Raw genomic sequence first — 25,739 nt, 5'->3', positions numbered from 1 at the left:
TATGGTATTGACCATGGAATTGATGATTGGCAAGGTAGTAAAATCCCACGGGATCAAGGGCGAAGTGGCTGTAGAGATAACCACTGATGATCCGGAGCTTCGGTTTCGGGTCGGTGAGCCCCTGAAGGCTCGTCAGGGCCGCAAGGATAGCGTATTAACTATTGAGAGTCTCAGGCCACATCAGCATCGGTTATTAATTAAATTTGAAGAAATTGCTGACCGCACTCAAGCGGATAGTTTGCGCGGCACTCACTTTTATGCCGAGCCCCTTGATGCTGAGGATGACGAAGAGGCCTTTTATGACCACGAATTGGAAGGTCTGGAGGTCCACCATAACGGTCTACATATTGGCGAGGTTATCGGAGTAAGCCACGGACCAGCAGGTGAACTACTTGAAGTACGGTTGCGTTCGGGCAAAGAGGCGCTGATACCTTTTGTGCACGCCATCGTGCCAGATATTAACCTCGAATCTGGCTTCCTGGTTATTACCCCTCCCGAAGGGCTCCTGGATCTGTAATGCGTCTTGATATCATCACAATATTCCCCGAATATCTTGAGCCACTACGCCATGCACTCCTCGGGAAGGCTATTGAGCAGAAAATTCTTGAAGTTGGCGTGCATGATTTACGCCAGTGGGCTCATGATGTGCATAAATCGGTCGATGATACTCCCTATGGTGGAGGACCTGGTATGGTCATGAAACCGACGGTGTGGGGGCCAGCCCTCGACGATATAGCTACGCGAGATGGACTATTCTCCACTGCTCAGGATCTTAGCTCCGCCACGGCGCACCGTCACAGGTCCAGCGATAATTCCTCCACCCTTGATGAAGCCCGTGCGGATTGTCGAGATCCTCGACCCCTGCTTGTGGTTCCCACCCCGTCGGGTAAACCCTTTAGCCAGCGGGATGCAGAGGAATTTGCGGTGGAAGATCATATCGTCTTTGCCTGCGGGCGTTATGAGGGTATTGATCAGCGAGTCATCGATGACGCTCACAAACGTTATCGGGTGCGTGAGGTCTCCATTGGTGATTATGTTCTCATCGGTGGGGAAGTAGCTACTTTAGTCATTGCCGAAGCCGTGGTGAGATTGATTCCTGGCGTCTTAGGCAATCAGCTCAGCCATGAGGACGATAGTTTTTCCACTGGTTTGCTTGAGGGGCCAAGTTATACCAAGCCGCGGCAGTGGCGTAATCTTGATGTCCCGGAGGTACTTTTCTCCGGTAATCACCAAAAAGTGGCGCGGTGGCGTCGCGATCAAGCTCTTTTAAGAACTTATCTCGTACGCCCGGATCTCTTGGACGCAGTAGAGTTGAGTGCTCGAGATATGCAGGCTTTACGTGAATGCACCTTCTTCGCCGACCAACCTACAAAGAAAGAGCGAGGAACGGAATTCGATGACTAATCGAGCTGTGACAACTGATCTTTCCGTATTGATGGATCCGTTGGCACTCGATCAACTCGTGGCCGATTTACCGGTAGCTCTTAAATCGCACGGTTATACAGTGCGTGCGATTCATAGTGAGGCGGTAACCATGAGCTGCGAGCCGGAAAATATGCTGGTTTCGGAATATGAACAGCGTGAGGGCCGCGTTCCTTTGGTTGAAGTCCTATTTAGGGTACTGATCCACGGATCAACCAAGTTGGACTTGAAGGCGGCTACCCAGGCTGTAAGCTCCTCGTTTCCCCCTCAAACCTACTGGTATGGCACCAGTGTGGAGGGAAGTGTAAATCCCCACATCGATGCTATCTGCCAATTTAAAACTGAGGAGAGCTGATTCGCTAGATATGAGCGGTGCTTAACCTCTGTGTAGGCACAACAAGCGGTCGAGGTAGAACATTAAGCTGCAAATTTTGTGGTGGTGAGCCGGGGATGAGGGTTGAGAGTCCCTAGTTGTTGACACGTCTACAACTTTTATTTATTCTATGGTTATGCAAATCGGAATTTTCTCAATCGGCGACGTAACCAAAGACCCAACGACAGGTACAACCCCAACCGAACACGAGCGCATTAAGGCCACCGTAGACATAGCCAAGAAGGCCGAAGAAGTAGGCCTCGACGTTTTCGGTACAGGGCAACACCACAACCCGCCTTTCGTGGCTCCGGCGAATCCGCCCATCTTAATGGCTCACTTAGCGGCTCAAACTCGTCATATCCAGTTCACCACAGCTACGACTCTGATTACCACCACCGACCCCGTTCGAATCGCTGAAGATTATGCGTATGTCCAGCATCTAGCGGAAGGCCGGGTGGACCTGATGATGGGCCGTGGTAATACCGGCCCCGTTTATCCTTGGTTTGGTAAAGATATCCGCAAAGGCATTGAATTAGCAGTAGAAAATTACCACCTTTTACGTCGATTGTGGCGTGAGGAAAAGGTCAACTGGAAGGGGGAATTCCGCACCCCACTACAACAGTTCACAGCCGTTCCGCGGCCCCTCGACGACGTAGCCCCCTTTGTCTGGCACGGCTCCATCCGCTCCACCGAGATTGCCGAGCAAGCAGCTTATTATGGTGATGGGTTTTTCCATAACAATATATTTTGGAATATCGAACATACCGCCAGCATGGTGAATCTCTATCGCCAGCGTTTCGAGCACTACGGACACGGTGCCGCCGATCAAGCAATAGTCGGTCTCGGGGGACAATTCTTCGCTGCCGAAACCGAGCGTAAGGCTCAGGAGTTTTTCCGCCCTTATTTCGACGAGGCGCCAGTATATGGACACGGGCCTTCTATGGAAGATTTCACTCGCATGACCCCACTGACGGTGGGGACCCCAGAACAGATCATTGAACGGTACCTCGGCTATGCCGATGCGGTAGGCGACTTCCAGCGTTTGATGTTCCTAATCGACCATGCCGGTCTTCCTCAGGAGGTTGTGCTCGAGCAGATCGAGATTCTGGGTAAGGAAATCGCCCCAGTACTACGACAAGAATTCGAAGCTCGTCGCCCCGCCCACGTACCAAGCGATCCTCCAACCCACGCGAGCTTGGTTGCTGAAGGTGAGAACTCGTACCATCGCCTCGTTATTCCGGCTGAAGGAAAGTAGATAGAGATGAAGAAACTATTAGTGCTTAACGCTGGAATGTCTAGCCCCTCGAGTACCAGGCTTTTGGCCGAACGTATTGCGCAATCGGTGGTGGCCCAGGTTTCTAAGCGGGGTGAGGGACTTGAGGTTGAGTATGTGAACCTCACCGAATACGCAACTGATCTTGCCACGGTGATGACCACAGGTATCTATACCGATAAACTGCGTGAGGCTATGGACAACGTCACCGACGCTCACGCTGTGGTGGCGGCAACCCCCATCTTTGCGGCAAGTTACTCAGGGCTATTTAAGATGTTCATTGACACTCTCGATCCGCAGGCATTAACTCGGATGCCTGTCTTGATCGCAGCTACCGCGGGAACCCCACGGCATTCGCTCGCTCTCGAATATGCGATGCGCCCGCTATTTGCCTATATGAGAGCTGTGGTTGTGCCAACTGCGGTCTTCGTGGCCACCGATGATTTCGGTTCCGACAGCGAGATCGAACACCGCGTCAACCGTGCTGCTACCGAACTTGCAGAGCATATTGTGAGCACCAACTCCGGAGTTGTTGGATTCGGTCCCGATTACGATTCACTACCGCAGCGTAGCTCCAATACCACCATTAATCCCGAAGTCAGAAGCTTTGCAGACCTCCTGAAAGGGCATACTGGCTAGAACCTTCCTCCTATACTACCGTCGTCGAAGTCCATGATGGCGGTAGTATTTTCCTTTTCACAATCGATTTCTGGCCTGACTACAATAACGCTCATGAGTGAGTCAGCAGCGTTTCATGTCGAGACCATTGCCACGGAACTCAGTGTCGACCCCGATCAAGTTCGCCGTGCCCTGGCGCTAATCGACGCTGGAAATACCGTTCCCTTTATCGCCCGTTATCGCAAGGAACACACCGGTGGACTTGACGATTCCCAACTGCGTCATATTCACCAACGCAGCCAATATTTAGAGGAATTTCAGGCCCGTAAGCACGTTGTCCTCAGTGCCATCGACGAGCAGGGCAAACTTACCCCCACACTGCGTGAGCTCATTGCGGGATGCGAGAATAAAGCCCGCCTAGAAGATCTCTACGCACCCTATAAAAAGCGCCGGAAAACCAAGGCTGATACCGCACGCGAAGCAGGTCTCGAAGCCCTCCTCGACGAGCTCATGACCGATAAACCCCATGACCCAGATGAGTATGCAGCGCGATTTATCCACGCCGATTTCCCTGATATCAAGGCTGTGCATAAAGGTGCGCTTGCCATTTTTGTTGACCGGTTGACATTCTACCCGGATCTGCTCACTGAGATCCGCGAGGCCATGTTTAGAAATGGAGTACTATCTTCACAATTAATTGATGGTAAAGCTGAGGAAGGGGCGAAATACGCCGACTACTTCGATTTCTGCCAACCCTTCCATAGCCTCCCTTCCCATCGCATTCTGGCGATCATGAGAGGAGAGAAAGAAGGGATTCTTAAGCTCGAATTAAACCCGGGGGATGATGAATTCTATATCGGACTGGTCATGAAGCATCTGGGGCTCACCGCTGGGTATCCATGGCTCGACCACGCGGTGCGATGGGGCTGGAAAACCAAGCTTTATGTCGGTGCGAGCCTCGATACGCGGATGCGCTTAAATGAGAAGGCCGAAGCAGGCGCCCTCGATGTTTTTGCCCGCAATCTCAAAGATGTCCTGCTTGCAGCGCCCGCGGGTCAACGCACCACTTTAGGTTTGGATCCGGGCTATCGCCACGGAGTGAAATGTGCGGTGATCGACGGCACCGGAAAAGTTCTCGATACCGCTGTGGTCTATCCCCATCAGCCTCACAACCAGTGGGACAAGACGTGCCAGCACCTCACTCACCTGTGCCAACACTATGCAGTGGAACTAATCGCAATCGGCAACGGAACGGCCTCGAGAGAAACGGAGAAACTAGCAACAGAAATTGCCGCTGCTACCTCACAATCCGGCGCAGCCCGCCCGATCCCAGTGGTCGTGAGCGAGTCTGGTGCCTCGGTGTATTCTGCGTCCGAACTAGCAGCGCAGGAATTTCCCGATATGGATGTCTCCCTGCGCGGCGCTGTCTCCATTGCTCGGCGCTTGCAGGATCCCCTCGCCGAATTGGTCAAGATCGATCCGAAGGCAATTGGGGTGGGCCAGTATCAGCATGATGTCAACCAGGCAAAGTTAGCGTCAACTCTTGATGCCGTCGTTGAAGATGCCGTCAACGGGGTCGGCGTAGATCTCAACACCGCCTCCCATCCTTTGCTCACCAAGGTGGCTGGTATCACCCCAACGATCGCCAGCCACATCATTTCTTACCGCAATGAGCATGGTTCTTTCAGCTCTCGAGCTGCACTCAAGAACGTACCCCGTCTGGGGCCGCGGGCCTTCGAACAGTGCGCTGGATTTTTAAGAGTCACCGGTGCCGCAGATCCCCTCGACGCTTCCGCCGTGCACCCAGAGGCTTATCCGGTCGTGCGCGCGATTGCACGCAGCGCCAACCTCGACGTTGCTGACCTCATAGGTAATACCAGGCTTCTCAGCTCCCTCAATCCAGCTGACTTCGCAGACGATATGTTCGGTGTTCCCACCGTGGTAGATATTCTGGCTGAATTAGATAAGCCTGGTCGAGATCCTCGCCCAGAATTCAAAACGGCGGTCTTTAAGGAAGGCGTGACCTCGATTGGTGACGTCCAGCCAGGCATGATTCTAGAGGGAACTGTGACCAACGTTGCCCAATTTGGTGCATTTGTTGATATTGGGGTTCATCAAGACGGATTAGTGCATATTTCCGCTATGAGTGAGAAATTTATCTCTGATCCCCACGAGGTTGTCCGTTCGGGCCAAGTCGTGCGCGTGAAGGTTCTCGACGTGGATCCCCAGCGCCATCGAATTAGTCTCAGCATGCGCCTTCGAGATGAAAAAGCGACGCGGTCTCCTAATAAAAAACAGCCGCAGAGGAAGCAGCAAGCGTCGGCCTCCGGCTCTCTAGCTGATGCCATGCGACGCGCCGGCCTGGAAAATAACCTGGAACAAAACTAGTCTCGCCATGGCGCGCCTACCAAACTATGCGAGCATCGATATCGACTCTCCAGTAGGACAATTGCGGGCCCGTTTCTGCGGAACGCGTATTGTGGGTTTGTGGCACCGCGAACAGCGCGGCTTCCCCGACGAGAATCAGATCTCGAATGATACCGTTCCAGCTCATGCTGCGGCTGGATTACGACAGTGGTTAGCTCAGTATTTTGCCGGAGACGAACCTGACGAGGGTCTCATCACGCCTGAGATTCAGGGAACCGACTTTGCGATGCGTGTATACCGAGCCCTTCAAACCCTTCCGAGGGGGGAGATGATCACCTACGGAGGATTAGCTCGTGCTATTGGAAAACCAAGAACCGCCCGAGCGGTGGGACGCGCACTTGGAGCCAATCCACTCCTGCTCATCGTCCCATGTCACCGCGTCGTAGCGGCGCACTCACTCGGCGGGTTCGCAGCCCCCATGGTCATCAAGGAATTTCTCCTCACGCTCGAAGGAGCAGATCTCTGCGCGGTGAAAAGGAGGGAGCTGAAGAGACCGCAAGCGACGGATGGTGGCCTCCCTGAGCTAACTTGATGTTCCTAGCTAACAACGGTAATATTCCCACAGTTGTCTGGTTTCTTGCCAGCCTTCAATACTCTGTAGTGGATATGAACCAGCACGAGCGCCCAAAAGTTTTTTTAGAAGGAAGTGCCGCTAGGTTCCTCTTTCCTATAAAAGAAAAGGATTGGTTTAACTGTGAACCTTCTTGACAAAGTTGATGCAGCTTCATTGCGCGACGATATCCCAGATTTCCGCGCCGGCGATACTCTTGACGTCCACGTTAAGGTTATTGAGGGCAGCAAGTCTCGTGTGCAGATTTTCAAAGGTGTCGTAATCCGCCGCCAGGGATCCGGCATCCGTGAGACTTTCACCGTCCGCAAGGTGTCCTTCGGTATCGGTGTGGAGCGTACGTTCCCAGTGCACACCCCCAATATTGAAAAGATCGACGTGATCACTCGGGGCCGTGTTCGCCGAGCTAAGCTGTACTACCTGCGTGATCTACGTGGTAAGGCTGCCAAGATTCGCGAAAAGCGCTAATTTTTCTGGCGTAAAAAGAATTCATCCTGTGGGTACGGAGACCATCCGCCCACAGGATTTTTTGTTGGTGCCAGCTCAGCTTAGTCATCCGATATCTAGCAATAGGAATCAGACGCTGCACGAGATGCTGCTAAGATTCCACAGTGTGAATCAGCATCCAGAATATGACGCATCGGGCGCGAAAGATCCCGACGATAAGAAGCCGAAAGAGAAGAAGGGAAAGCCCTGGTATATCGAGATACCGCTGGTTGTTCTCCTCACCATTATCTTCATTTCGATTCTGCAAGTATTCGTCGGCCGCATCTATCTCATACCCTCGCAATCGATGGAACCCACTTTGCATGGATGCGCGGGTTGCTTCGGCGACCGCATCTTTGTAGAGAAAATAACCTACGCATTCGATGACCCTCAGCCAGGCGATGTAGTGGTATTTAAGGGTACCGATTCATGGAACACGAATTTCGTATCTTCGCGCTCCACCAATCCTCTTATCTCTGGTCTCCAGGAGGCAGGAGCCTTCATCGGATTCGTCGCTCCAGATGAAAACGATCTAGTCAAGCGCGTCATTGCTACGGGAGGACAAACCGTGCAGTGTTTGCCGGGTGATTCCGGCGTCATGGTTGACGGGAAGCGAACAAACGATTCCTTTATCAATACCCCACCTCAATACCCAATTTCGCCTGACACTGGTTCCGATGCATGCGGGGGCCCATATTTCGGCCCGGTTAAAGTACCCGACCAACACCTCTTCATGATGGGAGATAACCGAACCAACTCAGCCGATTCGCGCTACCACTTGGGGGACAACACCCAAGGAACCATCCCCGTAGATAATGTGAAAGGTAAAGTATCCTTTATTCTCTTCCCCCTACCGCGCACTGGTTTTATTGAGCACGTAGACCTAGGCACCAATTAGTAAACCATATTATCCATGCGCACCCTGAAATATCTTCGCACCTTCGAAGTCGCCCTAGACAAAGCAGGTCTAGGGCCCGTTGCGGGGGTCGACGAAGCAGGGCGGGGGAGTTGCGCTGGCCCTATTACAATCGCCGCGTGCATATTACCCTCTCATCCCATTGCCGAACTCGCGGAATTAACCGATTCCAAAAAACTCACACCGGTAAAAAGAGCCCAGTTATACCCACTGATCCTCCGCTACGCACTCGCAAGCGCAATTGTTCATATCAGCGCCCCAGAAATTGATATCCGCGGAATTCAGAATGCGAATACTTCTGGTATGCGTCGAGCGGTGGCTCAATTAAAACTAAGCCCGCACTATATTCTGACTGATGCCCTGCGCATTGAAGGTTTTTCCGCGCCCTCCTTGCCGATTATCGGCGGCGATAGCCAAGCGCGGTGCATTGCAGCCGCGTCGGTTCTGGCTAAATACGCGCGGGATACGGTGATGGAGGAATTCCATGAGAAATACCCTGTCTATAATTTCGCCCGACATAAAGGGTATGGCACCCGTGAGCATATCCACGCGGTGCGCCTCCATGGAGCCAGCCCTATTCATCGTTATAGTTATGCAAATATAGCCGCAGCGCATAAGCAGTGGCTGGCACAAGAAAATTTCCCACATCAAAGGGAGGAACAGATTGATGAGCGCTGAAGATCTAGAGAATTATGAGGCTGATGTCGAACTAGCCCTATACCGCGAGTATCGGGATGTGGTTAGTCAATTCTCCTATGTGATAGAAACTGATCGGCGCTTCTATCTTGCTAATGCGGTGGAGCTCATCCCGCATACCAACGGCGCTGATGTTTACTATGAAGTTCGGATGTCCGACGCCTGGGTGTGGGATATGTACCGAGCCGCACGCTTTGTTCGCTACGTGAGAGTTATAACGTACAAAGATGTCAATATTGAAGAACTAGATAAACCTGAGTTAGTCATCCCTGACTAGAGGCAACGCAACTCGATCTTTTACGGGTCCATTTAGACCAATGATAGCTATGGTCCATATGGACCCTTTAAGCAGAATCCCACAGAATCTGTTTGCCAGCATATTTTACCTTTGCCACGGTGCCCGTTCTCGTCAACGCTAAGAAGTGAGCGCAGAAAAATCTGCGTCCAATCACTTTAAGTTTTATGCCTTGCTAGAGAAGAGCACCCCAATGTCTATAACCTCTTTATCTTCTTCAACTCAGCAACTGCCACCTCCAATACTCGCCACCGTCGGCGAGAACGCAGCCGTCGATTTTCTGCGGCGGCGAGGTCTTAAGATCCTTGGTCGCAATATCGCCTATCCATGCGGAGAGATCGATATTATCGCCTACGATCCCCTCCACCGCATACGTGTGGTGGTAGAAGTGAAAACTCGAAGCTCCTACACCTATGGAGCCGCTGAAGCAGTAGATCAGAAGAAACTACGGCGGATGCGGGCCACCGCGATTTTATGGGCGAAAACGCGAATTTTCCTGCCCATGCGATTTGACGTTATCACTGTGGTCACACGCGATGGTCGCTTCGCTGAGATCACCTGGTATCGAGGGGTGGACTCGGGTGCTCGCTAAAACTTATTCAGTAGCCTTTGATGGGATCAACCCCATACCCGTAGAAGTGGAAGCAAATATAGGGCCGGGTCTGCCTGGAACCTATATCGTAGGGATGGCGTCGGCCGCAGTTATCGAGGCTAAAGATCGCATAAAAACAGCCGCCCACAATCGCAACCTTCCTTGGCCGAAGACTAAGATCACGGTGAACCTCCTGCCCGGGGATATCAGCAAAACGGGCAACCACTTCGATGCCGCTATAGCCACCGCCATCTTAGTTGCGCAATCGGGAGACACAGATCTTCATAGGCGCGCCGCTCGCACCTTGATTGTGGGAGAAATCGGTTTAGATGGTCGCCTCCGCGGGGTTCGTGGGACCTTACCTGGAATACTGTGCGCTCATCGTAATAAAATACCAACAGCGATCATTCCTCATGCCAATATCGAAGAAGCTCAAGTAGCCGCCGGTATCGGCGTTGAGATCAGGGCGGCGAAGACTGTCGGCGATATCGTGGCTTGGCTACGAGGGGATATAGTCCTCCCAACCGTATCGAGTTGCCCCAACCCACAGACACCACCACAGGGTGTCGTTGATATGAACCAGATCATGGATCAATCAGTAGCGAAAGAGGCAGCCGAAATTGCGGCTGCTGGCGGTCACTCACTCTTTTTAACCGGGCCTAGGGGAAGTGGAAAATCCATGATCGCCGAGCGAATCCCCACTATTCTTCCCCCTTTGAATCAAGCGGAAGCCATTGAAACCGCAGCGATCTATGCTCGTGCAGGGCAGCGAATGAGCCATGAGGCATATCGTGCCCCCTTCGTAGCCCCACATCACAGCGTGAGCGCGGCGGCACTCATCGGAGGAGGACATGGGCACCCTAAGCCCGGTGCGGCATCGCTGGCACATCACGGAGTCCTCTTCCTCGATGAGGTTTCGGAGATCCCCGCTAGGGTGCTCGATCATCTTCGCGTCCCCCTTGAACAAGGATGCGTGCGCTTGCAGCGCCGCCACCGCATCATCGAATTACCAGCACAGTTTCTGCTCATTATGGCCGCCAACCTGTGCCGCTGTGCAGCACATGAAGTTAGTGAATGTACCTGCTCCGCCACTACGCGGGTCAAGTACCTGGCTAATATTTCTGGACCGCTGCGGGATCGGATCGATATCTATGCCAAGACTCATAGCCGCGGAACCGTCACCCCAGCGACTACTGTCGAGTCTTCTGCCAATATTGCCCAACGGGTGAGCCAAGCACGAAGTCGAGCGCGTTATCGTTGGGAAAAAGCGGGCTTCGGCCCAATGATCAATGCCACATTGGAGCCAGCGGTAGTGCGCCGAAACCACCCCGCAGACGACGAAGCCATGGCGATGATGAGTAGTTTTCTAGCCCGCGGACTCATCACACAACGAGGAGTTGATCGAATCTTAAAAATCGCTTGGACCCTCGCCGACCTCGAAGGTGCGCCGCAGCCTGGGGTAGATCATATCGCGCGTGCCAGTAAACTGCGCGGATCGGAGAGATCTTATGCCAATATCTGACTCAAGAATCGAAGCGTGGGCCTATCTATCGCGCGTCATCGAAGGTCCCAGCCGGCATCTCCAAGCCCTGATCGATCAAGGCCATGATATTGAGGAGATTGCGTGTGGAGTCAAAAAGCGGGCTCCGTGGATCGGCTCCTTAGCGGCTGCAACGGCCGCTCGCTATCATATTGATCGGGCGAAAGAGGACCTAGACAAAGCCCATGACTGCGGCGCTAGATTAATAACACCCGAGGACAAGGAATGGCCAGGTGAGCTTTTTGATTCGGGCTTCGGGTTCGCTGAGCGTGGCATGAGCCAGTCCCCAAAAGGTCAGCAACCTGACGCAGCGAGGCCCCATGCACTGTGGGTCAAGGGGGCAAATATTCGTGCTCTAACCGCTCAATCACTGACAGTGGTAGGAACTCGCGCTGTTTCCGCATACGGACGCGATGTCACTGAACTCATGGTTGCAGGGCTCGTCAAACACCAATGGACCATTATTTCCGGGGGAGCACTCGGCGTGGACACCATCGCACACGCTACAGCTCTCAACGCGGGTGGAGCGACCGTGGTCGTTCAGGCATGCGGAATCAATCGAAGCTATCCAGCGGCAAATAGGGCACTGTTTCGGTCCATAGCGAAATCCCCTGGTGGGGCACTCATCAGCGAATACCCTCCAGATGCGCCGCCGTATCGGCACCGCTTCCTCACGCGCAACCGGCTCGCGGCAGTTCTTGGGCAAGGAACCGTTGTCACTCAAGCCGCATGGCGTTCCGGGGCTCTCAATACCCTGCAGTGGGCGGCAAGTCTCGGCCGCCAGCCCATGGCAGTTCCAGGCCCTATCACGGATATCAATTCCTTTGGGTGCTTGGAGAAAATAAAAACTGGTGAAGCGCAGATGGTTCGATCCCCGAACGAGGTCAGAGAACTCGTACAACCTCTGGGTACCATCGACCCCGAAGCACAATACGAGCTCGATTTTGCACCCACAGCGGTCCAAAGACTTTCTCGGAACGAATTGCGGGTCTACGATTCCACACATGCGCAGCCATTAAGCGCAACTGATATAGCCGAACGTGCAGGACTACCCGTGGGATTAACCATGCACCTCCTTATTGAATTGCACGGGAAAAATATGGTGAGCCGGAAGCGCAATTATTGGATTCGCGGCGAAAGCTAACGGTGCTCTAGACCTTTAGGCTCACATCCGCCTACGCTAGAGATATGACGGGTTCAGATAATGAATACGGCCAACTCGAGACCGCAATAGCAGATTATCTCACCCACCTCGAAGTTGTGGTGGGGCGTTCACCGGCGACCGTAAGAGGTTACCGCGCCGATCTGCGCGATTTTGCAGCCACCTACCGCAACTTCACGGACTTCAGTCTCAAAAATTTACGGGCATGGCTTGCGGGTGCGGTTGAATCTGGAAAATCCCGGGCCACCATGGCAAGACGAATCGCTGCAATCCGTAGTTTTTCTACCTGGGCTTTTAAAAAAGGTTATATCCAAGGCGATATTGCCCAACGCCTGCAAAGCCCCACCCCGGCGCGCAATCTCCCCCACGTCGTACCCGCACCTAAGATTAATCAACTCATGACAGCCTCCGCAGCCACCCGCGAGCCGGAGTACCTGCGCGATCACGCAATCTTGGAACTTCTTTATGCCACGGGAATCCGCGTATCCGAACTCTGCGGTATCGACTTGGGAGACTTCGACTTCACCAGAATGGTCGTTACAGTCACCGGCAAGGGCAATAAGCAGCGCGTCGTTCCCTTCGGAGACCCGTGCCGAACAAGCCTTATTACCTACCGCGATCAAGCCCGAGCAGAGTTAATCAAAGAATCCACTCCCGCCTTCTTCCTCGGTTCCAGAGGCGCACGTATTAATCCGCGTGTGGTACGGCGGTTAGTTGAGCGCGCCGGGCTGGAATTGCGCATCGCGGGGCTAGGGCCACACGCTGTCCGCCATAGTGCAGCCACCCATATGTTGGACGGTGGTGCAGACCTGCGAATGGTGCAGGAACTCTTAGGTCATTCATCGTTAAACACAACGCAAATCTATACCCATGTCTCTTCCCAACGGCTCTATGAGGCCTACAAGCAATCGCATCCCCGAGCCTAGTAGTCACGAGGGTATTGAAGTTGTACGGGTCGACGGTGGATTTCAGATTTTCATGTGATTCCATGGTTTGAGGCGGATATCTATATCCGCAAGAAGAGAAAGTGGATCAATATAGCGATCGGAGGCTATTTTGGCACCCCAGTGCAATCCGTCATGGTCTCGCCCCGAATTTCCTAAGGTTCCTAGGACCTGACCTTTATACACCGGATCTCCGTTAGAGAGGGTACTGTCGACAGGCGTATAGGTGGTGCGTACCCCGTTCGGATGCTGGATAGAGATTGACGGCACTCCGGCAACTGAGCCCGAAAAATATACCTCCCCCTCACCGGCAGCTACAACCGGTGCTCCGCGACTGGCGCGAAGATCCACCCCGCGGTGCCCAGCGTGCCAGTTGTGTTCGAGATCATCGAAGCCGTGGATGACAAAGGAGACGGTTGAAGTGCCAGTGATCGGGTCTATGAACGCCGCTTGGCTAGATGAATAGAGTTCATTCGGAGTCGCGGCGACGACGCCGTCGATAGAGAGAACACTCAATCCCGCCGATATTATGACGATCAATTTGATGTTTGTGAGCATAGCCATAATGACAGTGCACCACTACGGCCGCCTCTGCGCCTGTGCTGGTAACTGCTGTGAGCCACAAATGTGGATAACTGTGTCCTTTCAAAAAGATTAAGTCGACCGACTATATGGCGGGTTTTCGACTTGATTAGCTTACTTAGCTCCGCTAGAATTCACCAACGGCAGTGTGTGCTTTGGATACGTCTTGGATATGTCCTAGCATTCACGTGCTTAAATTTCGCGCAGTCACGTGTATTCCAGTCGTATCAAACGCACTTTGTGTGGGGATGTGCCAGGAATACGCCGGTGATCAGTGACATGGTCCGTGAATCCTAATATTTCAGGGTGTAACGGTGTTACTGTCGGTGCTGGCTGCTAGGAACTGGGGAAAGCCCAGTGATATATAACCAAAATTACTAGAGAAAGGAAGCACCATGGCAGTTGTATCCATGCGCGAGCTTCTCGATTCTGGTGTGCACTTCGGCCACCAGACTCGTCGTTGGAACCCAAAGATGCGTCGCTTTATCTTCACCGAGCGCAATGGCATCTATATCATCGACTTACAGCAAACCCTGACGTTCATCGATGAGGCTTATGAGTTCGTCAAAGAGACCGTCGCTCACGGCGGCACCATCCTCTACGTTGGAACCAAAAAGCAGGCTCAAGAGCCCATTGCTAACGAAGCCGAGCGCGTTAGGATGCCCTATGTGAACCACCGCTGGTTGGGTGGCATGCTCACCAACTTCCAGACTGTTTCCAAGCGTCTGCACCGCATGAAGGAATTGCAGGCCATGGATGCCGCTGAGAACGGCTACGAAGGCCGCACGAAGAAGGAAGTCCTCATGCTCACCCGTGAGCGGACCAAGCTTGAGCGCGTACTTGGTGGCATTGCCGATATGACCAAAGTTCCTTCCGCCTTGTGGGTAGTTGACACCAACAAGGAGCATATTGCCGTAGCCGAGGCACATAAGCTCAATATTCCAGTGGTTGCCATTCTTGACACCAACTGTGACCCTGACGTTGTGAACTTCCCAGTTCCTGGCAACGACGATGCTATCCGTTCCATTGCAGTTTTGACCCGGGTCATTTCTCACGCCGTTATTGAAGGCAAGAAAGCCCGCGAAGAGCGCGCTCTGGCAGCTGCTAAAGACGCAGCTGGCGAGAAGGAGGACAAGGTAGAGGTAGCCGCTAAGGTGGAGGCCCCTGCCGAGGTTGCTGAGGAAGCTAAAGAGGCGCAGCAGGAAGCTGAAGCCAAATAAGTACTTCCCACCATCAAGCCTCCGAGCTCCTACTCGATAACAGCCAAGCTACGAGGGGATAACGAGACTATAGATGCAGCGCCTCACCGGTTCAGCCACGAAAACTTTGGCGGCTATATATATTGGTGGGGCGCTCATTCTTTTCCTTTCGCTTAAAACGCGGAACAGAGAAAGAATCACAAACAAATACATCGTATTTCAGTGCGAGTCTGCTCCATGATGAGTACTCTAGGCACAGAGATATTAGTAAAAATTCCAACAACTGAGGAGGATCGCCCCCTATGGCGAACTACACCGCTGCAGACGTAAAGAAGCTGCGCGAAATCACCGGATCCGGCATGCTGGCCTGCAAGAATGCGTTGGCTGAAACCGACGGTGACTTTGAGAAGGCCGTCGAAATTCTGCGCATTAAAGGCGCTAAAGATGTCGGAAAGCGTGCAGAGCGCAACGCATCCGAAGGTCTCATCGCGGTCTCTGGCAATACAATGGTTGAGGTTAACGCCGAGACCGACTTCGTGGCAAAGAACGCTGAATTCAAAGAATTTGGCCAGAGTGTTGCCGATGCCGCTGCTCGCGTGAATGCTAATACCCCCGAGGAGCTGGCTGCTGCACCTCTCGGTGATAAGACTGCTGGTGAGGCAATCCTGGAACTCTCGGCAAAAATCGGCGAGAAGCTCGAACTCCGCCGCGCCGTTACCCTCGCCGGTGAGAAAGTTTCCGTTTATCTGCACCACCGTTCCGCTGACCTGCCACCATCAGTCGGTGTCATGGTTGCCTACACCGGTGAAGGAGAGGCCGCTGAAGAGGCTGCTCACTCCGCCGCGATGCAAATTGCTGCACTCAAGGCTCAGTACCTAACTCGCGAAGATATCCCAGAAGATGTTTTGGATAAAGAGCGCCACGTCGCTGAAGAGATCACTCGCGCCGAAGGTAAGCCAGAGGCTGCAATCGCCAAAATTGTAGAAGGCCGTCTTGGCGGCTTCTACAAGGACGTCGTTCTTCTCGAGCAGCCTTCAGTTGCGGATAGCAAGAAGACTGTCAAGGCACTGATGGACGCCGCTGGCGTTACCATTACCGCTTTTGCCCGCTTCGAGGTTGGCCAGCACTAAAAGTAATTCACTGACCAATCTGCGACTTCGCTTCCTCCCCTCCGCACGGAGATAGAGGGAGCGAAGTCGCTTTTTACCGCCTGATACAGCTATATCGGTTGGGTAGGTGAGGGGTCCATAGGAACGATTGTGTCCTCGAGGGAACCAAGGTTTTATCAGGGATAAGGTAAAATAAAGAATTTGAGACTGCTGTCTCATCCTCACCGCGGTCAATTGGTGGCGAGGACGAGATGAACTCCACAAAGCGGTTTGTCTTCCCTCTTAAAGAGAAGTGCAGGATAACCGCGATCGTTGAATATGAGGAAAGGCGCTGTGGACTATGACAATAACTGAATTTGAGGAACCTCGTACTGGCTATAAGCGGGTCATGCTTAAGCTGGGTGGTGAAATGTTCGGCGGGGGAGCAGTGGGTATCGATCCAGACGTTGTTTCCAATGTGGCACGTCAAATCGCTGGGGTTGCCCGCTCCGGAGCACAAATCGCAGTAGTCATTGGCGGCGGCAATTTTTTCCGGGGCGCCCAATTACAGCAGCGAGGCCTCGACCGTAATCGCTCCGATTATATGGGAATGCTGGGGACCGTCATGAACTGTCTCGCACTGCAAGATTTTCTGGAACGAGAAGGTATTGAATGCCGCGTACAAACGTCCATCAATATGGCTCAAATAGCGGAACCGTACCTGCCCCTGCGTGCCAAGCGCCATCTGGAAAAAGGGCGAGTGGTTATCTTCGGGGCGGGGATGGGTATGCCCTATTTCTCAACGGATACCACAGCTGCACAGCGCGCACTCGAGATCGACTGCGAGGTGCTCCTGATGGCTAAGGGCGTGGATGGGGTCTATTCTGATGATCCCCGCCAGAATCCTAACGCTGTGCTGTATGAGTCTATAACCCCTCGTGAGGTACTAGAAAAGAGCCTCAAAGTAGCCGATACTACCGCCTTCTCCCTCTGCATGGACAATAATATGCCGATCCTCGTCTTCAATCTCCTCACCGAAGGCAATATTGCCCGTGCTATTGCTGGCGAGAAAATTGGAACCTTGGTGAAATCCTAGGCCCTGGGCTCAGACTCTCAACCAGTAGCTAGATTTAAAAGTCGGCATCGACCATTGCACCCGGTCGGGCCACAGTACCCAAAAGATTGTTATGGGAGAAAAGAATTTCCCCCATAACGCATACCTTTACCAACACATAGAAGAAGGAAAAATGTTAGACGATATTCTCCTCGAGTGCGAAGAACGCATGAGCAACTCCGTCGAGCACACCCGAGAGGATTTGGTGACCATTCGAACCGGTCGCGCTAATCCCGCCATGTTCAATGGAGTCATCGCAGACTACTACGGTGTGCCCACTCCGATCACCCAAATGTCGACCATTTCGGTGCCAGAAGCAAGAATGCTCCTGATCAAGCCTTATGAAATGTCCATGATGGGCGAAATAGAGAATGCGATCCGCAACTCCGATCTTGGTGTTAATCCGACCAACGACGGACAAGTGCTGCGAGTGACCATCCCACAGCTCACCGAAGAGCGTCGCAAGGATATGGTTAAATTAGCTAAATCCAAAGGCGAGGATGGCAAGATTGCCATCCGTAATATTCGTCGCAAGGGGATGGATCAGTTTAAGAAGATCCAAAAAGACGGCGACGCCGGTGAGGACGAAGTCAACTCTGCCGAAAAGGAACTTGATAAGCTCACAGCTAAATATGTTGCCGCTGTTGATGAAGTAGTAGGCAAAAAAGAATCCGAACTCATGGAAGTTTAATCCACATATCACCGACCCCGAATTCGGCCGTTATCGATATGAGGAAAACGGCTCGGCCCGCACAAGCCTTCTGATCCTCTCATATTCTCTGAGGATCTATGGCGCGTGCGTGATTGAAGGAAATGATTAATGCCGTCCACACCTCGCCGCTTACCTAGGCCTAGGAATTCTGCCGGGCGCGATCTCAAACAAGCGATTCTGATTGGAGTCGCCCTCTTTGTGCTCGCTGCCCTCGCAATGTTCTCGGGACCTCATGGTTGGTACCTCTTCGTCTCCATCGCCATCTCCATTGCTATGTGGGAAGTGATGTCGCGGTTGAATGAAAAGGGCTATATCGTCCAACGCTGGTGGCTGCAAATTGGGGGCCAACTGATGCTGTGGCTCAGTCTCTTCTTTGGCCCCAAGGGGTTAGTCTCCGGATTTGTCACGGCCGTGTTATTACTAATGTTCTCTAGACTCTTCCACCACGGACGCCACGCCCCGCCACAAAACTATTTGCGTGATACCGCTATGGGAATCTTTGTCCTTACGTGGGTCCCGTTATTTGGTAGCTTTGCTGCGATGATGTCTTTGCTTGAGGGCGACGGCGGAATAAGCGGGACGATGTTTATTGCTACCTTCGCGCTGTGCGTGATTGCCTCCGACACGGGTGGATATATCGTCGGGGTGCTCATCGGCTCTCACCCCATGGCTCCGGCCGTTAGCCCCAAAAAGAGCTGGGAGGGCTTTGCAGGCTCCGTAATTTTTGGGGTAGCTACTGGAGCCATGAGTGTGCACTTTCTCCTCGGCTACGAATGGTTCTGGGGGATAGCTCTGGGGATTGGTCTTGTTATTTGTGCCACTCTGGGTGATCTCGTTGAATCCCAATTTAAGCGCGAATTAGGAATTAAGGATATGTCGGACTTGCTCCCTGGCCATGGTGGCGTCATGGATCGCTTTGACGGCATGCTGCCCGCAGCCATGGTGACGTGGTTAGTCTTGAGTTTTATTGCAAGCTAAATATCAAATGAGAAAACCGTAGCGCCGAGGGAGCTACGGTTTTTTCGATCTTTTTTAAAGCGAAGAACTAGATGTGGTGAGCAGCTTTCTTCACTTGACTGCGCAATTGTAGAATGCGTACACCGCCGACCAAAGCCATAATAAGTGCGCCTGCAATAGCTGCGAGAAGGAAGCCAACCCCAGCTGGGAACGTAAAGTTCCAAGCGAATAAGACCAGTTCAATTTGTTGCTGATTTTGCAGGATGAAGACCAAAAGAACAATAAGAAGCAGCGCCCCTAGGATCAAGGCCACCCACGTGCCACCGGCAATAGAGCTTTTTACCTCGGATGTGGAAGATGTCGCGCTCGCTTTATCCTCGTTGACCGCGGTGGCAGGCGTCACAGCTGCACCTTCATGGACAACAGGGGTGATTGAAGTCGCGGGATTTGCATCGCCAGGGTTGACCACGACCGGATCGGCGTCTAGGGGATGAGATTCGGGATTAAGTTGATTCATATTATTAATTCAACGTTAAGCAGCGGAACAACGCAACTATTTTTCACAGCTAAACCACCACAATCCCCCAATCGTATAAAGCTGGCCCCAAGGGGTATTGCCCGCGACCTTCTCAAGGTTCTCCCAACCCAAGTGGCAACTGTCAGTTTTAAAAGTTTAAGATATGGACTCTATCGAAGGGAGAGGGCTCATACTAAGGGAAATATCGCCTGGACGCACAGCCTACTAGCAGCCCTGATATATATACCATCACCATCGCGTGCAATGCCCCTAAATATTTGCGGAAGTTCAGAGTGATCGTTACCGGCGCCTGCTATATACAGGGTGAGCATTAGAACGAAAAATATAACCGTCCGATAGCTCCATCGCAACGGTGTTGGAGCTCGCGGCGGCAGATGGAATCTGGAGCACGCCTGGCACGGCTGGGTAGAACGAGAATCTGTGCTTAATCGACCTTTGCATCAAAACATGAAAAGATGGAGTGACTATGGCTACTGCAATTCCTCTCAATTTCTCCACCCCACGGCGATCCATGCCACCTACTCACTTTGCTGACTTAAGCACCGCGGAGCGTCAGGCTGCAGCCGAAGCGATGGGGCTGCCCAGGTTTCGGATCAATCAGCTAGCCAAACATTATTACGGGCGTCTCGAATCCAACCCGCGCACCATGACCGATCTACCTGCGAAGGATCGTGAACGTGTGGCGGAAAAGCTTTTTCCACCGTTGATGAGGCAGGTGCGGGTAGTCGAGGCTGATGATGGGGAGACCCAAAAAACCTTATGGCGACTGCACGACGGGACTCTCCTGGAGTCAGTATTAATGCGCTATCCACAACGCGCAACCTTGTGTATCTCCTCTCAGGCGGGCTGTGGAATGGCATGTCCGTTCTGCGCGACTGGGCAGGGAGGGCTGGATCGCAATTTATCCACCGGAGAAATCGTCGATCAGGTGCGCGCCGCGGCCGCAACGATGGCTAGTGAGGGTGGACGCCTCTCCAATATCGTATTTATGGGAATGGGAGAACCGCTAGCGAACTATAAGCGTGTGGTTTCTGCAGTGCGCCAAATTACGCAACCCGTTCCCGAGGGTTTTGGAATATCGCAGCGAAATGTAACCGTCTCGACGGTGGGTCTCGCACCTGCGATTCGCAAGTTAGCGGACGAAGATCTCTCCGTTACACTAGCCGTTTCACTGCATACCCCCGACGATGAGTTGCGCGATAGCTTAGTCCCCGTCAATAACCGTTGGGCGGTAGAGGAGGTCCTCGACGCCGCCGCTTATTATGCGGATCGGTCCGGACGGCGCGTTTCCATCGAATATGCACTCATCAGAGATATCAACGATCAAGGGTGGCGCGCTGATCTTCTAGGCAAACGATTACACAAGGCGCTCGGATCCAAGGCGCATGTGAATCTCATTCCCCTCAATCCGACCCCGGGGTCTCAATGGGACGCATCGCCTGTAGAACGCCAGGAAGAGTTTGTACGCCGTGTTATCGCTCAGGGCGTTACGTGCACAGTTCGCAATACCAAGGGCCAGGAGATAGCCGCCGCCTGTGGGCAGCTTGCCGCCGATGAACTGAGCCAATCATCGCAGTAGAATTATAAAAAAAGGAACGGCCAAATCGGCCGTTCCTTTTTTTAAGATGCGTAGCGCTTAGTTGTCGAGGGCACGCAAGTGTGCCACACGCGAAGGCTCGATATTGAGAGCGCGCAACTCAGAGTCTTTCAGCTGAGCATAAGGGCCAGAGACCGTGGCTTGAAGATAGGCCCAGTCTGGTTCCTCATAGCCTAAGGGCTTATTGCGCGCGGTGAGAGTCCGCGTTTGTTTACCCTGGGGCTCGAAGATCTGCCACAGCAGTCCGACGGCAATAAGAGCCGCGAAAGTAAAGAGATAAAAGGTTTCTACATGTCCGGTATGATTACCAAAATTGTAGGCCAACAGGATAAATACAGTGGTCCATCCAGATAGCTGGACAGCGTGGCGGCCTAGATGGTGCCACCCCCATGCAGCCGAAGGCTCATCCAAAGTGGACACACCATTATGAACTTCCGGGGTGATTTCGTGTGAACCTGCCACGCTAGTCTCCTTATATTACTTACTGATACTTCGCTACTAATAATACTGGTTATACGTCACCATTTTGGCATATCGGTACCGCAAATGCGAGGTGGGTCTAAACCCCATGCGCTGCAGAAGGATCCAGCACATACCGTATATGCGCTTTATTGTGCTCGAAGCCTTGGTGGCGCCATCATGAATCCTGATGACGTCACTTAGTGCGATCACATCCATCCACCAAAAGTACAGCCACTATAGGGGGATGGTGGCTATTATCGATAGGATTGAGATCCGCATTTTACCCAGTTACAGGCAACTATTCTCCAGTTGGGCACATTAGTGGAACAATAGAAAAGATGAGCAAGCGAATTTTAATTTTGGGCAGTACGGGCTCGATCGGCACCCAGGCCCTCGAGGTGATCGCCGATAACCCCGATAAATTCACGGTATGTGGCATAGCTGCCGGTGGTCGCAACCCAGAACTTATCATCTCTCAGGCTCGTGCTCTCGGTTTGACCCCCGATCACATAGCTGTCGCTGACCCCGCAGCGGCCGCGGTAGTCTCTCAAGCTCTCGGTGGAGCAGTACTCCAAGGATCCGATTCTGCGAAGGAACTTGTGGAGGCAGTACCCGCCGATACCGTTTTGAACGCGCTGGTAGGCTCCATGGGCTTGGCTGCAACGATGGCCACGCTAGCCAGCGGTGCTTATTTGGCTTTGGCTAATAAAGAATCCCTTGTCGCAGGTGGACGTTTGGCCATAGCAGCAGCTGAGCCGGGTCAGATCATCCCTGTAGACTCCGAACACTCCGCCATGGCACAGTGTCTTCTAGCTGGACACCGCGAAGAAGTAGCGCGCATCGTACTTACGGCCTCAGGGGGTCCCTTCCGTGGTTGGACACGACAGCAAATGTGGGATGTCAGCCCTCAGCAGGCGGCCAATCATCCCACGTGGTCCATGGGGCAGATGAATACCCTAAATTCAGCTTCGATGGTGAATAAGGGGCTAGAGCTAATCGAAGCCACCTTGCTTTTCGATATCGCTCCGGATCTCATTGAAGTCACCGTGCACCCGCAATCTATAGTGCATTCCATGATCACCTTCCACGACGGGGCAACTATTGCTCAGGCTTCGCCCCCTTCGATGAAACTGCCTATTTCTCTGGCACTCAACTGGCCTCACCGCGTGAAGGAGGCTCAACCAGCCCTCCAATTTTCCCACCAGCATATGTGGGAATTTGAGCCCCTCGATGATGAGGCATTTCCTGCCGTGCGTCTTGCTCGACTAGCAGCTGGCGAAGGTGGAACCTATCCAGCAGTGTATAACGCAGCCAATGAACAAGCGGCTGCTGCCTATTTGAAAGGGTCCATTAAATTCCCGCAGATCGTCGACACCGTGGATGAGATACTCTCCCAAGCCCCAGCTTTTGCCGAACCCGCCACCACAATCGACGAGGTCCTCGCCGTTGAGCGAGAGGCGAGGCTGCGCACGGACCAATTCCTCAGGACCATAACTAGGTAATTTTGCGGAGAAAGATAATTAGATGAGCTATATAGCAGGAGTTATACTGTTCGCCCTAGGAATTGCACTCACAATCGCTTTGCACGAGTGGGGGCACTATTTTGCGGCTCGGTCTTTTCATATGAAGGTGCGGCGCTATTTCATCGGATTCGGACCCACCCTCTTTTCCGTGCATCGCGGGCACACAGAATACGGCTTGAAGATGATCCCTCTCGGTGGTTTCTGCGAGATTGCTGGGATGACCAATCAGGACGAGGTCACCGCGGAGGAGGCCCCCTATGCGATGCGTAATCGGCCGTGGTGGCAGCGTGTCATCGTCATGATGGGAGGAATCGCGATGAACCTCCTGATTGCCGTCACAATCCTCTATGGCATAGCTGTATCTTCTGGCTTGCCCGACCCACGTGCAGATGTGCGTGCCACTGTGGCGAGCACTGGGTGCGTCGCTGAAATACAGCGAGCGGATGGATCCCTCAGTGAATGTTCCGGCCTCGGGCCCGCGGGGGAGGCGGGGATTCAGCCAGGTGATAAGATCATCGCCGCAAACGGCAATCCCCTCGGAAATTTCGGTGAGCTGCGACAATATATTCTCGACAAACCGGGTAAAGTGATCGAGCTCAGTATAGAACGAGCTGGAGAGGTGCAGGATATAACGGTGCAGGTGGCCGCGGCTCGCAGGATTACCACCACGGGTGAATCCGTGACGGTTGGAGCTATTGGAATTAGCAGCGCCCCGCTTGGTTATATCAAGCGATTTGGCCCCATCGAAGCAGTATCGGCCACGGCCTCCTTCACCAATACCGCAGTCAAGGAAACCGCTCGCGGACTTGCACAGTTCCCAGCGAAGATCCCCGGCGTCGTAGCCTCTATTTTTGGCGCAGAGCGTGCTCAAGATGGTCCTATTAGTGTGGTGGGAGCTTCGAGAGTAGGCGGCGAATTAGTAGAGCGATCTTTATGGGCTATGTTTTTTATGATGCTTGCCAGCCTTAATCTTTTCCTCGCATTTTTCAATCTCGTACCATTACCGCCGCTCGATGGCGGACATATTATTGTGGTGCTCTACGAGAAAGTGCGAGATTTCTTCCGCGCCCTCCGCGGCCTAGCCCCAGCCGGACCAGCCGATTACACCAAACTCATTCCGGTCACCTTATTTTTTGCAGGTTTACTGACTATTGTCGGAGTGCTTGTTATCGTGGCCGATATAGTGAACCCAGTTCGGTTATTCTAATGCTGAGCTTTAGCTATCGCTCGCTTATATCTTAGGGAAACCTCTCGCTTATATCTTAGGGAAACCTAAGGTATAGGCACTGCCAAGCGCTGCCCACGTCGGTGGTAGGCTATGAAAAAGAAGCACCGGTTTACTAACTCATTAAGTCCGATTTGAGGCTTCGCACATTTTTCATTTCCCCCTTGGGGAATGACGGATAAAGGAGTAACTGTTTCAGTGTCTACCTCGATAGGTTTAGGTCTTCCCTCAACTCCGCCCCGAGTTTTGGCCCCACGGCGCACCACCCGTCAACTGCAGGTTGGTAGCGTAGGCGTCGGTTCCGAATATCCCATCTCAGTTCAATCAATGACAACCACCAAGACGCACGATATCAATGCCACCCTGCAGCAAATTGCGCAGCTTACGGCATCAGGCTGCGATATCGTACGCGTTGCCTGCCCCAAACCCATCGACGCTGAAGCGCTGCCGATTATTGCAAAGAAATCGCCCATTCCAGTGATTGCCGATATTCACTTTCAGCCGAAATATATTTTCGCAGCTATCGAAGCAGGCTGTGCGGCAGTGCGTGTTAATCCAGGAAATATCAAGGAATTCGACGGCCGAGTTAAAGAGGTGGCCCTAGCGGCCGGTGAAGCTGGGGTTCCCATTCGGATCGGTGTTAACGCTGGATCCCTCGATAAGCGTCAACTAGAGAAATATGGGAAAGCCACGCCTGAGGCCCTCGTGGAATCTGCGCTGTGGGAGGCTTCTCTATTTGAAGAACACGGATTCGGCGACATTAAGATCTCTGTCAAACACAACGACCCAGTCATCATGGTGGAAGCCTACCGCCAACTAGCTGCGCAGTGTGATTACCCGCTTCATCTTGGCGTGACCGAGGCCGGCCCAGCCTTCCAAGGCACGATCAAGTCTGCTGTTGCCTTTGGTGCACTCTTATCCGAGGGAATCGGCGATACGATTAGGGTGTCACTGTCGGCGGATCCAAAAGAAGAAGTCAAAGTTGGCGACCAAATCCTGCAATCGCTGGGACTTCGTGAACGTGGCCTCGAAATTGTTTCATGCCCATCCTGCGGACGTGCTCAAGTTGACGTGTATACCCTAGCCGAAGAAGTATCGGCTGCTCTTGACGGCATGAATATTCCACTGCGAGTCGCTGTTATGGGTTGCGTGGTCAATGGACCTGGGGAAGCCCGAGACGCCGATCTGGGAGTAGCTTCCGGTAATGGCAAGGGACAAATCTTTGTCAAGGGAGAAGTTATAAAGACGGTTCCGGAATCCCAGATAGTGGAAACTTTGATCGAAGAAGCTATGAAGATTGCTGAGGCTGAGGGCCTCGAAATCAAAGAGGGTGGAACCACTAAAGTTTCCATCACATCCTAAAGATTTCCTCCACGCATATAACCCGAGGGTCCCGCTTCAAGACCGTCGGGTTTTGTCTCGATCAAAGA

General features: G+C 52.9%; 27 protein-coding genes. 24 read left to right on the top strand and 3 right to left on the bottom strand.

The window, feature by feature from the left end; translation table 11 throughout:
- Position 1 precedes the first annotated feature (1 nt).
- From rimM to N7326_RS01680, 15 genes are all read left to right on the top strand, one after another.
- Positions 2-517 carry a ribosome maturation factor RimM gene (gene rimM / locus N7326_RS01750; protein WP_396124681.1) on the top strand — a complete coding sequence of 172 codons (516 nt, stop codon included), beginning with the start codon at positions 2-4 and terminating at the stop codon, positions 515-517.
- On the top strand, positions 517-1,404 hold the full coding sequence (trmD, locus tag N7326_RS01745; protein WP_259157654.1) for a tRNA (guanosine(37)-N1)-methyltransferase TrmD: 888 nt from the start codon (positions 517-519) through the stop codon (positions 1,402-1,404). The genes rimM and trmD overlap by 1 nt, the downstream gene beginning before the upstream one ends.
- Positions 1,397-1,777: a hypothetical protein gene (locus N7326_RS01740; protein WP_259157655.1), complete on the top strand. Its 381-nt coding sequence runs from the start codon at positions 1,397-1,399 to the stop codon at positions 1,775-1,777. Before trmD ends, N7326_RS01740 begins: the two co-directional genes overlap by 8 nt.
- 154 nt (positions 1,778-1,931) lie before the next feature.
- Positions 1,932-3,050: a CE1758 family FMN-dependent luciferase-like monooxygenase gene (locus tag N7326_RS01735; RefSeq protein WP_259157656.1), complete on the top strand. Its 1,119-nt coding sequence runs from the start codon at positions 1,932-1,934 to the stop codon at positions 3,048-3,050.
- Between the two features lie 6 nt (positions 3,051-3,056).
- Positions 3,057-3,707: an FMN reductase gene (locus tag N7326_RS01730; RefSeq protein ID WP_259157657.1), complete on the top strand. Its 651-nt coding sequence runs from the start codon at positions 3,057-3,059 to the stop codon at positions 3,705-3,707.
- A gap of 93 nt (positions 3,708-3,800) precedes the next feature.
- Positions 3,801-6,074, top strand: a complete 2,274-nt coding sequence (locus tag N7326_RS01725) for a Tex family protein (RefSeq protein ID WP_259157659.1) — start codon at positions 3,801-3,803, stop codon at positions 6,072-6,074.
- Between the two features lie 7 nt (positions 6,075-6,081).
- On the top strand, positions 6,082-6,645 hold the full coding sequence (locus N7326_RS01720) for a methylated-DNA--[protein]-cysteine S-methyltransferase (protein WP_259289262.1): 564 nt from the start codon (positions 6,082-6,084) through the stop codon (positions 6,643-6,645).
- 162 nt (positions 6,646-6,807) lie between these two features.
- Positions 6,808-7,149: a 50S ribosomal protein L19 gene (gene rplS / locus N7326_RS01715; protein WP_259076284.1), complete on the top strand. Its 342-nt coding sequence runs from the start codon at positions 6,808-6,810 to the stop codon at positions 7,147-7,149.
- A gap of 124 nt (positions 7,150-7,273) precedes the next feature.
- Complete coding sequence (lepB, locus tag N7326_RS01710; RefSeq protein ID WP_396124698.1) at positions 7,274-8,065, top strand: signal peptidase I; 792 nt, start codon at positions 7,274-7,276, stop codon at positions 8,063-8,065.
- A gap of 15 nt (positions 8,066-8,080) precedes the next feature.
- Positions 8,081-8,761 (top strand): ribonuclease HII, encoded by a 681-nt coding sequence (locus tag N7326_RS01705; RefSeq protein WP_259289260.1) that lies wholly within the window; start codon positions 8,081-8,083, stop codon positions 8,759-8,761.
- Positions 8,751-9,056, top strand: a complete 306-nt coding sequence (locus tag N7326_RS01700) for a DUF2469 domain-containing protein (RefSeq protein WP_259076287.1) — start codon at positions 8,751-8,753, stop codon at positions 9,054-9,056. The genes N7326_RS01705 and N7326_RS01700 overlap by 11 nt, the downstream gene beginning before the upstream one ends.
- 211 nt (positions 9,057-9,267) lie before the next feature.
- Positions 9,268-9,666, top strand: a complete 399-nt coding sequence (locus N7326_RS01695; protein ID WP_259076288.1) for a YraN family protein — start codon at positions 9,268-9,270, stop codon at positions 9,664-9,666.
- Positions 9,611-11,188, top strand: coding sequence for a YifB family Mg chelatase-like AAA ATPase (locus N7326_RS01690; protein WP_441303813.1), 1,578 nt, complete (start codon positions 9,611-9,613; stop codon positions 11,186-11,188). Before N7326_RS01695 ends, N7326_RS01690 begins: the two co-directional genes overlap by 56 nt.
- Complete coding sequence (locus N7326_RS01685; protein WP_263088050.1) at positions 11,175-12,350, top strand: DNA-processing protein DprA; 1,176 nt, start codon at positions 11,175-11,177, stop codon at positions 12,348-12,350. Before N7326_RS01690 ends, N7326_RS01685 begins: the two co-directional genes overlap by 14 nt.
- 44 nt (positions 12,351-12,394) lie before the next feature.
- Complete coding sequence (locus N7326_RS01680; protein WP_263088049.1) at positions 12,395-13,294, top strand: tyrosine recombinase XerC; 900 nt, start codon at positions 12,395-12,397, stop codon at positions 13,292-13,294.
- Between the two features lie 42 nt (positions 13,295-13,336).
- Here N7326_RS01680 and N7326_RS01675 read toward each other — a convergent pair whose 3' ends face one another.
- Positions 13,337-13,870, bottom strand: coding sequence for a M23 family metallopeptidase (locus tag N7326_RS01675; RefSeq protein ID WP_263088048.1), 534 nt, complete (start codon positions 13,868-13,870; stop codon positions 13,337-13,339).
- A gap of 419 nt (positions 13,871-14,289) precedes the next feature.
- Here N7326_RS01675 and rpsB point away from each other — a divergent pair, with 419 nt between their 5' ends.
- The 5 genes from rpsB to N7326_RS01650 all read left to right on the top strand — a co-directional run bounded on the left by rpsB (position 14,290) and on the right by N7326_RS01650 (position 18,985).
- Complete coding sequence (rpsB, locus tag N7326_RS01670; protein ID WP_259157664.1) at positions 14,290-15,114, top strand: 30S ribosomal protein S2; 825 nt, start codon at positions 14,290-14,292, stop codon at positions 15,112-15,114.
- Positions 15,115-15,395: 281 nt separating this feature from the next.
- A complete protein-coding gene (tsf, locus tag N7326_RS01665; RefSeq protein WP_259076294.1) occupies positions 15,396-16,223 on the top strand; it encodes a translation elongation factor Ts in 828 nt (275 codons plus the stop codon).
- Between the two features lie 319 nt (positions 16,224-16,542).
- A complete protein-coding gene (pyrH, locus tag N7326_RS01660; protein WP_259076295.1) occupies positions 16,543-17,277 on the top strand; it encodes a UMP kinase in 735 nt (244 codons plus the stop codon).
- Positions 17,278-17,428: 151 nt separating this feature from the next.
- Positions 17,429-17,986 carry a ribosome recycling factor gene (gene frr, locus N7326_RS01655; RefSeq protein ID WP_259076296.1) on the top strand — a complete coding sequence of 186 codons (558 nt, stop codon included), beginning with the start codon at positions 17,429-17,431 and terminating at the stop codon, positions 17,984-17,986.
- A gap of 129 nt (positions 17,987-18,115) precedes the next feature.
- Positions 18,116-18,985: a phosphatidate cytidylyltransferase gene (locus N7326_RS01650; protein ID WP_259076297.1), complete on the top strand. Its 870-nt coding sequence runs from the start codon at positions 18,116-18,118 to the stop codon at positions 18,983-18,985.
- Positions 18,986-19,052: 67 nt separating this feature from the next.
- On the opposite strand, the gene N7326_RS01645 is transcribed toward N7326_RS01650, so the two are convergent.
- Positions 19,053-19,481, bottom strand: coding sequence for a LapA family protein (locus tag N7326_RS01645; RefSeq protein ID WP_259076298.1), 429 nt, complete (start codon positions 19,479-19,481; stop codon positions 19,053-19,055).
- A 487-nt stretch (positions 19,482-19,968) separates the two neighbouring features.
- On the opposite strand from N7326_RS01645, the gene rlmN reads away from it, so the two are divergent.
- Positions 19,969-21,081: a 23S rRNA (adenine(2503)-C(2))-methyltransferase RlmN gene (gene rlmN, locus N7326_RS01640; RefSeq protein WP_263088047.1), complete on the top strand. Its 1,113-nt coding sequence runs from the start codon at positions 19,969-19,971 to the stop codon at positions 21,079-21,081.
- Between the two features lie 57 nt (positions 21,082-21,138).
- On the opposite strand, the gene N7326_RS01635 is transcribed toward rlmN, so the two are convergent.
- The gene (locus N7326_RS01635; RefSeq protein ID WP_259157667.1) at positions 21,139-21,561 is read right to left on the bottom strand and encodes a DUF2631 domain-containing protein; all 423 of its coding nucleotides are present in this window, start codon (positions 21,559-21,561) and stop codon (positions 21,139-21,141) included.
- Positions 21,562-21,899: 338 nt separating this feature from the next.
- Here N7326_RS01635 and dxr point away from each other — a divergent pair, with 338 nt between their 5' ends.
- The 3 genes from dxr (at position 21,900) to ispG (ending at position 25,671) form a co-directional block, all read left to right on the top strand.
- Entirely contained in the window at positions 21,900-23,063 is a 1,164-nt protein-coding gene (gene dxr / locus N7326_RS01630) for a 1-deoxy-D-xylulose-5-phosphate reductoisomerase (RefSeq protein WP_396124886.1), read from the top strand.
- Positions 23,064-23,085: 22 nt separating this feature from the next.
- Positions 23,086-24,291, top strand: a complete 1,206-nt coding sequence (locus N7326_RS01625; protein ID WP_259076301.1) for a M50 family metallopeptidase — start codon at positions 23,086-23,088, stop codon at positions 24,289-24,291.
- A 189-nt stretch (positions 24,292-24,480) separates the two neighbouring features.
- On the top strand, positions 24,481-25,671 hold the full coding sequence (ispG, locus tag N7326_RS01620) for a flavodoxin-dependent (E)-4-hydroxy-3-methylbut-2-enyl-diphosphate synthase (protein ID WP_259076302.1): 1,191 nt from the start codon (positions 24,481-24,483) through the stop codon (positions 25,669-25,671).
- The last annotated feature ends 68 nt before the right edge of the window (positions 25,672-25,739 follow it).

Origin of the sequence: Corynebacterium sp. ES2794-CONJ1, from assembly GCF_025660615.1 — a bacterium.
Classification (GTDB): Bacteria; Actinomycetota; Actinomycetes; order Mycobacteriales; family Mycobacteriaceae; genus Corynebacterium.
This window is presented reverse-complemented; position numbering and strand designations above follow the sequence as displayed.